The 15,232-nt window shown below is 72.6% G+C and carries 11 protein-coding genes; 10 read left to right on the forward strand and 1 reads right to left on the reverse strand.

All coding sequences use genetic code 11. The features are described from left to right. The first annotated feature begins 96 nt into the window (after window positions 1-96). From GTY67_RS27890 to GTY67_RS27930, 8 genes are all read left to right on the forward strand, one after another. A complete protein-coding gene (locus tag GTY67_RS27890) occupies window positions 97-1,440 on the forward strand; it encodes a PLP-dependent aminotransferase family protein (RefSeq protein WP_161280681.1) in 1,344 nt (447 codons plus the stop codon). A 464-nt stretch (window positions 1,441-1,904) separates the two neighbouring features. After that, on the forward strand, window positions 1,905-2,915 hold the full coding sequence (locus GTY67_RS27895) for a LuxR C-terminal-related transcriptional regulator (RefSeq protein WP_161280683.1): 1,011 nt from the start codon (window positions 1,905-1,907) through the stop codon (window positions 2,913-2,915). A gap of 681 nt (window positions 2,916-3,596) precedes the next feature. Then, window positions 3,597-4,742, forward strand: a complete 1,146-nt coding sequence (locus GTY67_RS27905; RefSeq protein ID WP_161280685.1) for an FAD-binding oxidoreductase — start codon at window positions 3,597-3,599, stop codon at window positions 4,740-4,742. 66 nt (window positions 4,743-4,808) lie between these two features. Further along, window positions 4,809-5,120, forward strand: a complete 312-nt coding sequence (locus GTY67_RS27910) for a (2Fe-2S)-binding protein (RefSeq protein ID WP_161280687.1) — start codon at window positions 4,809-4,811, stop codon at window positions 5,118-5,120. Further along, window positions 5,071-6,759, forward strand: a complete 1,689-nt coding sequence (locus tag GTY67_RS27915; protein WP_161280688.1) for an NAD(P)/FAD-dependent oxidoreductase — start codon at window positions 5,071-5,073, stop codon at window positions 6,757-6,759. Before GTY67_RS27910 ends, GTY67_RS27915 begins: the two co-directional genes overlap by 50 nt. Before the next feature lie 52 nt (window positions 6,760-6,811). Next, window positions 6,812-7,708, forward strand: a complete 897-nt coding sequence (locus GTY67_RS27920) for a dihydrodipicolinate synthase family protein (protein WP_161280690.1) — start codon at window positions 6,812-6,814, stop codon at window positions 7,706-7,708. 49 nt (window positions 7,709-7,757) lie between these two features. Further along, window positions 7,758-8,759, forward strand: a complete 1,002-nt coding sequence (locus GTY67_RS27925; RefSeq protein WP_161280692.1) for a proline racemase family protein — start codon at window positions 7,758-7,760, stop codon at window positions 8,757-8,759. A gap of 98 nt (window positions 8,760-8,857) precedes the next feature. Further along, window positions 8,858-9,562, forward strand: a complete 705-nt coding sequence (locus GTY67_RS27930) for a GntR family transcriptional regulator (RefSeq protein WP_093686227.1) — start codon at window positions 8,858-8,860, stop codon at window positions 9,560-9,562. Between the two features lie 13 nt (window positions 9,563-9,575). Here the strand turns inward: GTY67_RS27930 and GTY67_RS27935 are convergent, their stop codons facing one another. Continuing rightward, window positions 9,576-11,120 carry a PucR family transcriptional regulator gene (locus tag GTY67_RS27935; protein ID WP_161280694.1) on the reverse strand — a complete coding sequence of 515 codons (1,545 nt, stop codon included), beginning with the start codon at window positions 11,118-11,120 and terminating at the stop codon, window positions 9,576-9,578. A gap of 204 nt (window positions 11,121-11,324) precedes the next feature. Here GTY67_RS27935 and GTY67_RS27940 point away from each other — a divergent pair, with 204 nt between their 5' ends. Both GTY67_RS27940 and GTY67_RS27945 read left to right on the forward strand, forming a co-directional pair. Next, entirely contained in the window at window positions 11,325-12,149 is an 825-nt protein-coding gene (locus GTY67_RS27940) for an FAD binding domain-containing protein (protein ID WP_161280696.1), read from the forward strand. Continuing rightward, window positions 12,146-14,914: a molybdopterin-dependent oxidoreductase gene (locus tag GTY67_RS27945; protein WP_161280698.1), complete on the forward strand. Its 2,769-nt coding sequence runs from the start codon at window positions 12,146-12,148 to the stop codon at window positions 14,912-14,914. Before GTY67_RS27940 ends, GTY67_RS27945 begins: the two co-directional genes overlap by 4 nt. The last annotated feature ends 318 nt before the right edge of the window (window positions 14,915-15,232 follow it).

A 15,232-nucleotide genomic window follows, 5' to 3' on the forward strand; every position in this document is an offset into this window, starting at 1 on the left:
GACAAGCGCATCAAGGCGAGGGCACCAAGGCGACCGCATCAATGCGCGATGAGTGATGAGCGAGAGCGAGAGCGATGAGTACGGGAGGAGGGGTCCGTGAAGGACTACCGGAGCGTCGCCGACGCGGTGGCCGCTGACATCGGGGCGGGCCGGCTCAAGGCGGGTGAACGGCTCCCCACCCAAAGGGAATTCGCCCGGCAGTACGGCATCGCCAATTCGACCGCCACCCGCGTCTATCAGGAGCTCGCGCGCCGGGGTTTCACCGAGGGCCATGTGGGCCGCGGCACCTTCGTGCGCGACGCTTCCCGTGCGGCGGCCGCCGCGCCCGCGCTCTCCGAACCCGCCGACAGCCGGGTCGACCTGGAGCTGAACTACCCGGTGGTGCCCGAGCAGGCCGAGTTGCTCGCCGCCGGGCTCGGCAGGCTGCTGCGCCCCGGCCGGCTGGAGCCGGTCCTGCGCCCGGTCGGCGCGGCCGGGACCCCCGCCGCGCGCCATGCCGCGGCCGACCTGCTCGCGCGGGGCGGCTGGCGCCCCGATCCGGCGCGGATCCTGTTCGCCGGGAGCGGGCGCCAGGCGATCTCGGCGGTCGTCGCCGCGGTGACCCGGCCGGGCGCGCGGCTGGGCGTCGAGGAGCTGACGTACCCGGTGCTCAAGGCGATCGCCACCCGGCTCGGTGTCACCCTCGTGCCGCTCGCGATGGACGAGGCCGGGCTCATCCCGGAAGCGGTGGAGGAGGCGCACCGGGCCGGGCCGCTGCACGCCGTCTACGTACAGCCGGTTCTGCACAATCCGCTGTCGCTGACCATGCCCGCCGACCGGCTGGACCGCCTGGCCGATGTGCTGCTGACGTGCGGGATCCATGCGATCGAGGACGCCGTCTGGGCCTTCCTCCGGGATGATCTGCCGCCTCTCGCGTCGCGTGCGCCCGAGCGGACCGTCCTCGTCGACAGCCTGTCCAAACGGCTGGCTCCGGGGCTCTCCCTCGGGTTCGCCGTCGCCCCTGCCGCCGTGTCGGGCGGGGTCGCGGCCGCTCTGCGCTCGGGGGGCTGGACGCCCATGGGTTTCCCCTTGGAGGCGATGGCCCAGTGGCAGGCTGACGGTGCCGTGGAAACGCTCGTACGGGCCAAGCAGCGGCAGGCCGTGGAGCGGCAGGAGATCGCGCGGCGCCACCTCGGTGACTTCGTGACCCGCTCCGCGCCCGGGTCGTACTACCGCTGGTGGGAGCTGCCGCGCCCGTGGCGTGCCGACACCTTCGTCGCCGCGGCGGCCCGGCACGGTATCGCGGTCACCCCGGCCGCCGCGTTCTCCGTCGGCCGGCACCGCGGCTCGCACGCGATCCGGCTCGGCCTCGCCTCGCCCGCCGAGGAGACCCTCTCGCGGGCTCTGGCGACCCTGGCGGACCTCGCCAGGTCCGCCCCGGACGATCTGGCGCAGGACTGAGGCCGGGGCGGAGGCGGTGACCGAGTCCGGGCCGAGGCCGGTCCTGACGCCAGGGCCTCGGCCGCCGTCTCGAATCGTGAGACATTTCTCTGTCAATTTCGAGGAGGAATAGGCCGGATAGGGAATGACGCTCTTTGTGCTCTTTGTGCATCAGCCCCAGGCCGAGTCTTTTCGCGCCCGTTGTACGCGATGTGTAATTGCTGAAAAGCAAGTATGCGCAGCGCTGACGGTCCGATACATACCATCACCTTGTCGATGTGATTGTTTCCATGTTTCACGGCGAGTGTTTCCCGTTTGTGAAATTTCCCGGGCGGCTTCCTGTCGATCGACCCGCGGAAGATATCCCGCTCGCTTTTGTTCGGGTGCATTGTTTGCGTCACGGTCATCCTTTCGCATATTCCGGCGTCGATGCGAGCCTGCCTGTCGTCCCGACCACGCATTGCGGCAACACGAAGGATGGGCAGATGACGCCAGAACCTGACATAACGCCACTTGTCGAGGTGCGCCTGTGTGCGGAGGGGCTGCGGCGCTACCGCGAGGCGCTGGAGGCGGGGTCGGTATCGGGTGATGTGCCCGGGTGTCTCGTACGCTCCGGACTTCTGCGGCCGCTGCCCGGTGCGCAGGACGTGTACGTACCGGTTCCCCCGGGAATCGCCGAGTCGCTGCTCGCGCGTCATATGGAGCGAGACATCGAAGAGCGCCGGAAATCCCTGGACGTCCTGCATTCATCCTTTCTCGCGGCGGAAGCCGTCTACCGAAAGGTCCGGCGCCGGGCCGAGCTGCCCATCGAGTCCCTGAACGGCGAGGAGGTGATCGGCGAGGCGCTGCGGAAGGCGGTCGGGTCCTGCAAGGAGGAGTTGCTGACCGCGCAGCCCGGCGGCGGCCGGCGGCCCGCGCTGCTCGCCGAGGCCTTACCCCGCGATCTCGCGCTGCTGCGGAAAGGCGTACGGCAGCGCACGCTCTACCAGCACAGCGTCCGGTCGCACGCGCCCACCCTCGCCTACATCGAACAGGTCCTCGCCGAAGGCGCCCAGGTCCGTACCGTGGATGAGATCTTCGAGCGCGTCATCATCTGCGACCGCGCCATCGCCTTCATCCCGGGGACCGCGGAGCGCAAAAGTACCGCGCTCGCCCTCCGGGACCCGGGGGTGATCGAGTTCCTCGCCAAGATGTTCGATCACGCGTGGGAGCGGGCGGAGCCCGTCGCCATCAGCGTCGAACGGCACCGCCCCGACCTGCTCACCAGCGCCGTCCGCAGGACCGTGCTCCGCATGGTCGTGACCGGCCATACGGACGAGTCCATCGCGTCCCGGCTGGGCATGAGCGCGCGCACCGTCTCCACCCACATCCGCAAGGTCTCCGAGGCGCTGGGCAGCCGCAGCCGGGCCGAGTTGGGCTACCTCCTGTCCCAACGGCGGCTGCTGGAAAGGGAAAGCGCCCTGCTCGATGTTCGAGATACGGGGGAGCTGCCGTGAAACGCTGTCGCGGAGGTACCCCTGATACGCGGACTCCAGGGCCCTGGGCAGCAGACCGCCGAGGTCCTCCGGGCCCGGAGGTGGAAGACGGGGCTGTCCCTGCGGCCGACCAGGCGGGGCACGGACTGCTCCGGTGCCGGAGCATCGGCCGGCCCGGAGTCCGGCCGCCCGGTCTCCAGCCGACCATCACGGTGGTTCCCGGCTCCTGCGCCGCGTCCAGCCGGGCCGGTGCGGAGCGTAACTCCGGTGCGAGCGGCGCCCGGCGATCCACCAGCAGGAGCAGCGGACCGGGGGCCCGTCGATGCGTTGGGGCACGAACACCCGTCAGCGGGAGCGGACTTCGCCCAGCCGCTCGGCCCTCCCCGAGCGAACCTGCCTCGACCGCAACTGCGTACGTTCCAGTGTCTCCGCCCGGGCCGGTTCCTGGCCGTCCAAGGCCGACTTCGCTAACCGGTCCGCCCGGCACCGCCGAGACGGTGACGGTGAACAGCCCCGCCCCCGGCTGGCGCTACCTCTCCATCGCCGCCGAACAGGCGGTGTCGGGGCTCGTGGTCTCCGCGGAGTTCTGACCCCGGGGGCCGGAGATTCCCGCGCCGGCGAACCGCTCCCGCCCCGGCGGGAGCGGGTCTTGGCAGGCTCTGAGTCATGTGACATGTTACTGCCGTGCTCAAGGGAGAGTCCGTGGATCTCGTCGTGATCGGCGCCGGAGTCGTCGGTGCCGCGTGCGCCTACTACGCCGCTCAGGCCGGTCTGTCGGTGGCCGTCGTCGACCGCGGGCCGGTCGCGGGCGGTACGAGTGGGTCGGGTGAGGGCAACCTCCTCGTCTCGGACAAGGAGCCCGGTCCCGAGCTGGAGTTGGCCCGGGTGTCGCTCACGCTCTGGGGCGAGCTTTCCCAAGTGCTGCCCGAAGACATCGAGTTCGAGGCCAAGGGTGGCCTGGTCGTCGCCGAGGACGGCGAACAGCTCGCATCGTTACGGGAGTTCGCCGCCGCCCAAGCCCGGTGCGGGGTCTCCGTGGAGGAGGTGGACGCCGACGGTCTCCACGGCCGGGAGCCCCATCTCGCGCCCGGCCTCCCCGGAGGGTTCCACTACCCCGAGGACGCCCAGGTGCAGCCGGCCCGGGCCGCCGCCCGCCTTCTGGAGGCTGCCGTGCGGGCGGGGGCGCGGCGCTTTCTGGGGGAGGAGGTCACCGCCGTGACGACCACCCCGGACGGGCGGATCAGCGGGGTGCGGACCGCGCACCGCCGACTGCTGACCGGGGCGGTCGTGAACGCGGCCGGCACCTGGGCGGACCGGATCGCGGAGCTGGCGGGCTCCTACCTTCCCGTCCAGCCGCGACGGGGCTTCGTCCTCGTCACCGAACCCCTGCCCCCGCTGATCCGCCACAAGGTGTACGCGGCGGGGTACGTCGCCGATGTGGCGAGCGGGGACGCCGAGTTGCAGACCTCGCCCGTCGTGGAGGGCACACCCGCCGGGCCCGTCCTCATCGGGGCGAGCCGGGAACGGGTGGGGTTCGACCGCCGTATCTCGGCCGAGGCCGTCCACCGTCTGGCCGCCGCCGCGACCGCCCTCTTCCCGGTGCTGGCACAGGCGCGCGTCCTGCGGGTCTACTGCGGCTTCCGCCCGTACCTGCCCGACCATCTGCCGGCCATCGGCCCCGACCCGTACGTCCCCGGCCTCTACCACGCCTGCGGCCACGAGGGCGCCGGGATCGGCCTCGCACCGGCGACCGGGCTGGCCATCGCGCAGCAACTGACCGGAAAAGCGGCGGGGATCGACGTCCGGCCCTTCGACCCGGGGCGGCTGACCGAACCTGCCAGGACATAGGTCGGGTTCCTCGTACTGGTACCTCCACATGAGTGCGTGAGTGACGAGAGAGGGGAAGTGCGGTCCATGCGCCGACGAGCCGAACCACCCGCCGAGGCCGAAGGCGATTCCGTCCGCTTCGCCTTCGACGGCCGGACCCTCGACGCCCGCCAGGGGCAGAGCATCGCGGGCGCCCTCTGGGACCACGGCATCGTCGCCTGGCGCACCACACGAGGCGGCGGACGGCCGCGAGGCGCGTTCTGCGGGATGGGCGTCTGTTTCGACTGCCTCATCACCGTCAACGGCACACCCGGTCAACGCGCCTGTCTCGTGCGGGTGTCGGAGGGCGATGCGGTCACCTCGCAGGAAGGACACGGGCGTGACGAGTTCGACGTCTGACGGCTTGCGGGGGAGTGGAGGCCCGGTGCCCGGCCCCGCGGCAAGGGGTTCCCTTCCGACGTCCCGAAGTTACGACCTGGCGGTCATCGGCGCCGGGCCCGCAGGCCTGGCCGCCGCCGTTACCGCGGCCGACTGCGGCCTGTCCGTCGCGCTCATCGATGCCTCGGAGCGGCCGGGCGGCCAGTTCTTCCGCCATGCCGCCCCCGGGCTCGCCCCGAAGGGGAATCCCGTCGGCCATAAGCGGGCCACCTTCGCCGCGTGGTCCGCCCGCCTGGCGGCACACGTGCGGGGAGGCGGGATCACCCACCTGGCGGGACGGCATGTCTGGATGGCCGAAGGGGGAGGCGGCGCGGCGGCGGGTCCCAAGGGCTGGGCCCTGCGCCACGTCCCGGTGGATGGCGCGCCGACCGGTAGTGCCTCCGGTGCATCGGCCGACGGCAACGCACCGACCCCCGGCAGTACGTCGGCCGACGGCTCCCCATCCCACGACAGCGCCCCGCCCCACGCCCCACACCTCACCCAGGCCCGCTTCCTCCTGCTCGCCACCGGCGCCTACGAACGCCAACTCCCCTTCCCCGGCTGGACCCTGCCCGGCGTGGTCGCCGCCGGAGGGGCTCAGGCGATCCTCAAGGACTCCCGCGCCCTGCCCGGGCGGCGCATCGTCGTGGCCGGGAGCGGACCGCTCCTGCCCGCCGTCGCCGTCTCCCTCGCGGAGGCGGGCGCCACCGTTCCGGTCCTGGCCGAGGCGGCCTCGTACGCCGGTTACGCCGCCCGCCCCGGTGTGCTCGCCCGGAACCCGGCGAAGGCGGCGGAAGGGGCCCGGCTCGCGGCGGATCTCCTGCGGTACCGGATCCGGCTGCGCCCCCGCAGTGCGGTCGTCCGGGCGCACGGTACGGACCGGGTCGAGGCTGTCACCCTCGCCGCCCTCGACCGGTACTGGCGTCCGGTGGCCGGGACCGAGGTGCGCATCGCCTGCGACGCGCTCGCCGTCGGCCACGGCCTCGTCCCGCAACTGGAACTCGCCGTCGCCCTCGGCTGCACCCTGCGCACCGCACCGGACGGGACCCCTGCCGTCGTCGTCGACGACCAACAGCGCACCGACGTGAACGGGTTGTGGGCCGCAGGTGAGTCCACCGGCGTCGGGGGCGTCCAACTCGCGCTGCTGGAGGGGCGGTCAGCGGCCTTGAGCATGGCGGCCGCCCTCCGGGGAGGCGGCGCACGCGGCACCCGGCCCCGCCCGGCCATCGCCCGGCAACGCCGCTTCGCCGACCTCATGGCGGCGGTCCACCGCCTGGGCCCCCACTGGCCGCAGTGGCTCACCGAGGACACCGAGGTCTGCCGCTGCGAGGAGGTCACCGCCCACGAACTGCGTCAGGCACACGAGTTGGGCGCCCGGGACAGCCGCAGCGCCAAACTCCTCACCCGGGCCGGCATGGGCTGGTGCCAGGGCCGCATGTGCGAGACGGCCGTCACCTGCCTCGCGGCGGACGGCGACGGCTCCGCCCCACTCGTCGCCGCCCGCCGCCCGCTCTCCTGCCCGGTCTCCCTCCAGGACCTCGCGGACTCCGACTCCCGCCTTCCCTCCCACCCGGCTGCCGACGCAGGCCCCGCCCCCGCCCCAGGACCCTCAGCCGTCTGATGTCGCCCACCGCGACCACCACCACCGCACGCCCCGACCCGAGGAGTTGTCCATGCCCCGCACCCACCCCTGGCACGGCGTCATGGTCGCCACCACGCTGCCGTTCCACGACGACCTCTCCGTCGACCTCGACGCCTTCGCCGACCACGTCCGCTCGCTCATCGACGCGGGCTGCGACGGCGTCGTACCGAACGGCTCCCTCGGCGAGTACCAGACCCTGACCGACGAGGAGCGCCGCCGGGTGGTCGAGACCGCCGTCGAAGCGGCGGGCGACGGGGCCCGGGTGATGCCGGGCGTCTCCGCGTACGGGAGTGCCGAGGCCCGGAGTTGGGCCGAGCAGGCGGCGGAGGCAGGGGCCGGTTCCGTCCTGCTGCTGCCGCCCAACGTCTACCGGGCCGACGAGGCCGCCGTCCGCGCCCACTACGCGGAGGTCGCCCGTGCCGGGCTGCCCGTGGTGGCGTACAACAACCCGTACGACACCCGGGTCGACCTCACCCCCGCTCTGCTGGCGCAGCTCCACGAGGCGGGGGACATCGTCGCCGTGAAGGAGTTCACCGGCGATGTGCGCAGGGCCTGGGAGATCGCCGAGCGCGCCCCCGGCCTCGACCTGCTGATCGGCGCCGACGACGTCCTGCTGGAGCTGGCCGTCGCGGGGGCCGTCGGCTGGATCGCCGGATTCCCCAACGCGCTCCCCGGCTCCTGCACCGCCCTCTACCGCGCGGCGGTCGCCGGTGACCTGGACACCGCCGTACCCCTGTACCGGAAGCTGCACCCGCTGCTGCGCTGGGACTCCAGGACCGAGTTCGTGCAGGCGATCAAGGCGTCCCAGGACGTGGTGGCCGACGGCAGCGGCGGACCCTGCCGGCCCCCGCGTACCCCTCTCTCGCCCCAAGACGAGGCGACCGTGCGGGCGTTGACCGGGAAGCTCCTCGCCGAAGGCCTCGACTGAGGCAGCGGCTGAACCTGGCCCCCCCGGCCCACCACGAAGGAGCAGCACTGTGCGCAGCCGCCGTACCGTCCACACCGTCGACTCCCACACCGAGGGCATGCCGACCCGGGTCGTCACCGGCGGCATCGGGACCGTACCCGGAGCCACCATGGGGGAGAGGCGCACCTACTTCCAGGAGCACCTCGACCACCTCCGCACCTGGCTGATGTACGAGCCGCGCGGCCACGCCGCGATGAGCGGGGCGATCCTCCAGCCGCCCACCCGGCCCGACGCCGACTGGGGCGTGCTGTTCATCGAGGTGTCCGGGCTGCTGCCGATGTGCGGCCACGGCACCATCGGCGTCGCCACCGTGCTCGTGGAGACGGGCATGGTGGCCGTCACCGAACCCGTCACCACGGTCCGGCTGGACACCCCCGCCGGCCTGGTCGTCGCCGAGGTCCGTGTCGAGGACGGCGCGGCCACCGCCGTGACCCTGCGCAACGTGCCCTCCTTCACCGTCGCCCTCGACCGCCGGGTGGAGATCCCCGGGCACGGCACCGTCGCCTACGACCTCGCCTACGGCGGCAACTTCTACGCGATCCTGCCCCTGGACCGCCTGGGCCTGCCCTTCGACCGTGCGCGCAAGGACGACATCCTGCGGGCCGGGCTGGACCTGATGGCCGCCATCAACGCGACGGAACCGCCCGTCCATCCCGAGGACCCGTCGATCACCGGCTGCCACCACGTCCAGCTCCTGGCCCCCGGATCGAACGCCGGGCACTCCCGCCACGCCATGGCCATCCACCCGGGCTGGTTCGACCGCTCGCCCTGCGGCACCGGCACCTCCGCCCGCATGGCCCAGCTCCACACCCGGGGTGAACTGCCCCTGCACCGCGACTTCGTGAACGAATCCTTCCTCGGTACGTCGTTCACCGGCCGGCTCGTCGAGGAGTGCCGGGTGGCCGGGGTGCCCGCGGTCGTCCCGACCATCACCGGGCGCGCCTGGATCACCGGGACCGCGCAGTTCCACCACGATCCCAGCGACCCGTTCCCGGACGGTTTCCTGCTGTGACGAACCCGGCCCGGACCGGGCGCGACCCTCTCGGGAGGTGAACTCCCTTCGGGTAACGTGACATTGCACCGAAGAAGCCCGAAGTCCCGGAGGACGCCGTGGTCACCTTGCAGTCACGCAAACTCGTGTCTCCCACCGAGAACCTGCGCGACCAGGTGGCCCACGCGCTGCGCGCCGCGCTCATCGCGGGGGAGATCAAGCCCGGGGGCGTCTACTCGGCCCCCGCCCTCGCCGCCGAGTTCGGCGTCTCGCCCACCCCGGTGCGCGAGGCGATGCTGGACCTCGCCCATGAAGGGCTGGTCGAGGTCGTACGGAACAAGGGCTTCCGGGTGACGGAGATGACCGAACAGGACCTGGACGAGTACACGGAGCTCCGTACGCTCATCGAGGTCCCCACCGTCGGCAAGGTGGTCCGGACCGCCACCCGCGATCAGCTCGAAGCCCTGCGCCCCGGCGCCGAGGCCATCGTGGCGGCGGCCCGGGGACACGACCTCATCGGCTATCTGGACGCCGACCGCCGCTTCCACCTCGATCTGCTCGCCCTCGGCGGCAACCGCCACCTCGTCTCGGTCGTCGGCGACCTCCGCAAGCGGTCCCGGCTCTACGGCCTCACCGAACTCGACGAGGCCGGGGTCCTCGTCGACTCCGCCGAGGAGCACGTACGGCTGCTGGATCTGATGATCGCCCAGGACGCCGAGGCGGCGGAGGCCCTCATGCGCCACCACCTGGAACACGTACGGACCCTCTGGGCCAGCCGCCCGCAGCCGGAGAAGCGGACCGCGCTCACCCTGCACCGGGGCTGAGCCGCACGATCGGTCAGCGGCAGAGCAGCGCCGCCTTCAGGTCCAGCTTGTGGTCGAGACGGCCCAGGTCACGGCCGGTGAGCAGCTCCACGCGCCGGATGCGGTAGTGCACGGTGTTGACGTGCAGATGCAGGGCCTCGGCCGTCCGCGCCCAGGACCCGTTGTGCGCGAGGAAGGTGTCGAGGGTCTCCAGGAGCATCCGGTGGGAGGGGTTCGTGGCGTCGGCGAGCGGGCCCAGCGCATGGATGCCGAAGGCCGTCCGTACGTCGGTGGGGACGCCCGCGAGCAGGGCGCCCAGCGTCGTGAGGTCCTGGATCGCGGTGAGGTGCGCGCCCTCGGCCGGTGCTGTCCGCGACGCGGCGGTCAGCGCGTAACGGGCCTGCACCAGCGCGCCGTTGAGGTCGGCCGGGGTGGCGGCCGGGGCGCTGACGCCCCCGTACGGGAGGGCGGTCTCGTCGCAGGCGAGCAGCGTGGGCCAGAGGTCCTTCAGGGCGGAGACCACAGCATCAGGGGCGTCGGCGTCCGGCACGTCGGCGTCCCTCGCGCCGGAATCCGCGGCGATCACCGCCGCCGCCCCGCCCCCGGCCAGGCGCCCCACCGTGAACCGCTGCTCCGGCAGGTGGCGCAGAACCTCCCCCAGCGCCTCCGCCCCTTCGCCGCCCGCCGCCCCCATGGACACCGCGACCACCGTGTACGGACCCTGTTCCGGGAGACCGCAGGCGCGCAGGGCCGCCGCGAGCGGCGCGGCACCGGAGCCCGGCGTGTCCAGCAGGGCCAGCAGCTCCGTGGCGGGACCGCGCGCCGCGGCCTCGCGGCGCAGCACCCCCTGCCGGTACTGGGCGAACACCTCGGCTATCTCGTGCAGCATCCGCGGAGGGACGTCCACCTCTCCGGCCAGATGCAGGAACCACTGCCCGTACGCCGACGCGTCCGGGTCCACGCGCAGGGCGGCCTTCAGCCGCTCGGCCGCCTGGGCGGCGGTGAGGGCCCGGGCCGTCGGCGTACGGGCGATCGTGCGCCCGGTGGCGCTGAGCACGTGACAGGGCGGGGTCCCCAGATGCGCCACCGCCCGGGTGAGCAGCGTGTCCGGGGCCGCGCCGTCCGCGAGGAGGCGGCTCAGCTCGCCCCGTACGTTCTCCGGCAGCGCGTAGGGAGCGGCGGGCCGCCTGCTGAGATCGCCCCACTGCCGCAGGTACACGGTGTCGGTGATCGCCCGGAACGAGGTGTGCACCGGCACGGAGAACAGCGCGATCCCGTGCCGGCGGCACGCCTCGACCAGCACATCCGGCACCGTCCCGTGCGTCTCCTCGCCCGCCAGCAGCGCGGCCGCACCGGCATCGCGCAAGGCCGTGACGAACCGGTCCGCCGCCCCCTCCTCGTCCGCCGCGCTCCACCACACCAGGCCGCTCAGCACGATCTCGCCCCGCTGGAGGAACCGGCCCGGGTCCTCCAGATCGGTCGCGGTGACCCCGCTGATCTCCCGCGCGAGGAGCGGGGGGCCGCCCCAGAGCAGGGTGAGGTCCAGGGACTCCAGCCGGAGGAGGTCTTCGACGTGCATGGGCGGTCTCCTTGCAGGGCTGCCGGGCACCACACCTGGCCTCTCACATTCACGAGGCCAATGCGAGTCACTGCATCGTAAATGCCAGGCTTAAGGGGGCAAACACCTCTTGGTTGATCCTCCAGTGTTACGTCTTGGGCCTGGTGTATTTCCGTACGGTGAACCAGTCGTGCGGGCCCCTGTCGCGGGGCTTCACTGGCGGGCATGGACCTCAACACGGTGCTGGACGTGCGGGACGCCCGTAGCCCCGCTCCCTGGCGGCCGGGCGACGCCTGGCTCGGCGGGGGCACCTATCTCTTCTCCGAGCCGCAGCCGCATCTGCGGCGGCTGGTGGACCTGAGCCGGATGGGCTGGGAGCCGGTGTGCGAGCTGCCCGACGGTTCGCTGGAGACCGCGGCGACCTGTACGATCGCGCAGCTCTCGCGGTTCGGGAAGACGTGGGGCGCACCGGCCGCTCCGCTGGTGGAGCAGTGCTGCCGGGCCTTCCTCGCCTCGTTCAAGATCTGGAACATGGCGACCGTCGGCGGGAACCTCTGCAACGCCCTGCCCGCCGGACCGATGATCTCGCTCACCGCCGCGCTGGACGGCACCTGCCTGCTCCGCGCCCAGGACGGTTCGCTGCGCCGGGTGAAGGTGGCGGACTTCGTCACCGGCGCGGGCCGCAAGGACCTGGCCGAGGGCGAGCTGCTGCGCTCGGTCACCCTGCCCGCCCGCGCCCTCGCCTCCCGTACGGCGTTCCGCCAGGCGTCCCTGTACGGGCTCGGGCGCTCGGGGGCCCTGGTCATCGGGGTCCTGGACCCGGTCGACGGGTCGCTGGCCGTGACGGTGAGCGCGGCGACGGTCCGGCCGTTCCGCTTCTGGTTCCCGCTGCCGCCGGACCGGGACACGCTGCGGAACGCGATCGACTCCACGGTGGGCCCCGACGACTGGTTCGACGACATCCACGGACTGCCCGCGTGGCGGCGGCACATGGCGCTCCGCTTCGCCGAGGAGATCCGGCAGGAACTGATCGCAGGGGGAGCGGTATGAGCTACGGGATCCACATCAACGGCCGGTCCTTCGCGGACGAGCCGCGCGCCGGGCAGTGCCTGCGCACCTACCTCCGCGAGCGCGGCTGGTTCGGGGTGAAGAAGGGCTGCGACGCCGGGGACTGCGGGGCGTGCACGGTGCACGTCGACGGGGAGCCGGTGCACAGCTGCCTCTACCCGGCGGTCCGGGCAGAAGGGCGGGCCGTCACCACGGTGGAGGGGCTGGCGGGCGAGGGCGGCGAACTCCACCCCGTACAACAGCAGTTCCTCGACGCGCAGGGGTTCCAGTGCGGGTTCTGCACTGCCGGGTACCTGATGACGACGGCCGCCCTCGACGAGGAGCAACTCGACGACCTGCCCTGGGCGTTCAAGGGCAACATCTGCCGCTGCACCGGCTACCGGGCCATCGAGGACGCGGTGCGCGGCGTACGGCACACCGAGGAGCCGGACGCCGGGCGGGCCGTCGGCCGCAACCTGGGCGCCCCGGCCGGGCCGCAGGTGGTGACGGGCACCGCGCGGTACACCTTCGACCTCGACGTCCCCGGCCTCCTCCACATGAAGCTCCTGCGCTCCCCGCACCCGCACGCCCGCATCGTCGCCATCGACACGGCCGCCGCCCTGCGCGTCCCCGGCGTCCACCTGGTCCTCACCCACCACGACGCCCCCGAACGGCTCTACTCCACCGCCCGCCACGAGCACCCCACCGAGGACCCCGACGACACCCGGCTGCTGGACGACACCGTCCGCTACATCGGCCAGCGCGTCGCCGCCGTGGTCGCCGACAGCGAGGCGGCGGCAGAGGAGGGGTGCCGCCGCATCGAGGTGACGTACGAGCAACTCCCGTACGTCACCGACCCGGAGGAGGCGATGGCCCCCGGCGCCCCGGTCGTCCACGACAAGGGCCCCGAGTCACGCATCGCCCGCCCCCAGAACAACGTCGTCGGTGAAGTCCACGGCGAGATCGGCTCGGTGGAGCAGGGGTTCGCCGAGGCCGACGTCGTCTACGAGGAGACCTTCCGCACCCAACGGGTCCAGCACGCCAGTCTGGAGACGCACGGCGCGGTCGCCTGGTACGAGAGCGGGGAGGACGGCGGGGAACGGCTCACCGTGCGCTCCAGCACCCAGACCCCCTTCCTCACGCGGCGGGCCCTGTGCGCCTTGTTCGACCTGGAGTTGAAGCAGGTACGGGTGCTGGCGGGCCGGGTCGGCGGCGGCTTCGGCGGAAAGCAGGAGATGATCGTCGAGGACATCGTGGCGCTCGCCGTGATGCGGCTGCGCCGCCCGGTCAAGCTGGAGTACACCCGCGCCGAGCAGTTCTACGGGGCGACCACCCGCCACCCCTTCACCATCCAAGTCCGCGCGGGCGCACGGTCGGACGGCACGCTGACCGCCCTTCAGGTGCGGGTGGTGTCGAACACCGGGGCGTACGGCAACCACGGCCCCGCCGTCATGTTCCACAGCGTCGGCGAGTCCATGGCCGTCTACCGCGCCCCGCACAAGAAGGTGAACGCCTACTCCGTCTACACCAACTCCGTTCCCGCGGGCGCCTTCCGGGGCTACGGACTCGGCCAGGTCGTCTTCGCGGTCGAGTCGGTGATGGACGAACTGGCCCGGCGCACCGGCGTCGACCCCCTGGTCTTCCGGGAGTTGAACATCATCGGCCCCGGCGAGCACATGATCAGCCCCGGCGGTGAGGAGGAGGACCTGGAGATCGCCAGCTACGGTCTCGACCAGTGCCTCCAGGTCGTACGGGACGCGATCGGGGAGTACGGGCACGGTTCCGGTTCCCTGGCCGGTGCCGGGCCCGGCGACGACGTCCCCGAGGGGTGGCTCGTCGGCCAGGGCAGCGGGATGTCGATGATCGCCACCGGCCCGCCCGGCGGCCACTTCGCCGACGCCACCGTGAAGCTGCTCCAGGACGGGACGTACGACATCGCCGTCGGCACCGCCGAGTTCGGCAACGGCACCACGACCGTCCACAAGCAGATCACCGCGGGCGCCCTCTCCACGACCGTCGACCGGATCGCGATCCGCCAGTCGGACACCGATGTGGTCCGGCACGACACGGGCGCCTTCGGTTCGGCCGGGACGGTGGTGGCGGGCAAGGCGGTGATGAAGGCCGCCGACGCCCTCGCCGTACAGCTGCTGGAGTTCGCGGCCCAGCATGTGGGGGCGGCTCTGGAGGAGTGCAGGCTCACGGCGGACGCCGTGGAGTGCGCCGGGCGCGTGGTCAGCCTGAAGGAACTGTTCCAGGCTGCCCGCGCGGCCGGGCGCGAGCTGTCGGCGGACGGGCACTGGGGCGGCTCACCGCGCTCGGTGGCGTTCAACGCCCAGTGGTTCCGGATCGCGGTGGACCCGGGCACCGGTGAGATCCGCATCCTGCGCAGCGTCCACGCCGCCGACGCGGGCAAGGTGATGAACCCGATGCAGTGCCGGGGCCAGGTCGAGGGCGGGGTGGCGCAGGCGCTCGGCGCGACCCTCTTCGAGAACGTACGCCTCGACGAGCGCGGCCAGGTCGTCACGGCCGCGTTCCGCCGCTACCGGCTGCCGCAGTACGCCGATGTGCCGCGTACCGAGGTGCACTTCATGGAGACCTCGGACGCGATCGGCCCGCTGGGCGCCAAGTCGATGAGCGAGAGCCCGTTCAACCCGGTCGCCCCGGCCTTCGCCAACGCGCTGCGCGATGCCACGGGCATCAGGTTCACCGAGCTGCCGCTGACGCGCGACCGGGTGTGGCTGGCGCTCCACGAGGCCGGGAAGGGCTGACGGTCACTTCCGGGGAGCGGGGCGCCGGCCGGTCGGCCGGAACCCGCGCCCCCGGGAGGTCCGGCGTCGCGAAGCGGGGCGGAAGGTCGGGGGTGAGCAGTGATCGTGCCTGGGCCATGGGTCCCACCTGCCTCGCTGTGAGAGTCCGGACGGGCTCCCACCAGTGATTCGGAGCCGTACGGCAGGCGGATTGGCCGAGCCCGCACCCCTCGGCCGCCTCAGACCAGGTCGCGGCCGGGAGGGTGGGGGAGGGCGCCCACCAGGGCACCCTGTACGTTAGCTTAGGCTTGCCTAACTCTCACTTGCTCGTCCAACCAT

It is taken from the genome of Streptomyces sp. SID8374, from assembly GCF_009865135.1.
Lineage (GTDB): Bacteria > Actinomycetota > Actinomycetes > Streptomycetales > Streptomycetaceae > Streptomyces.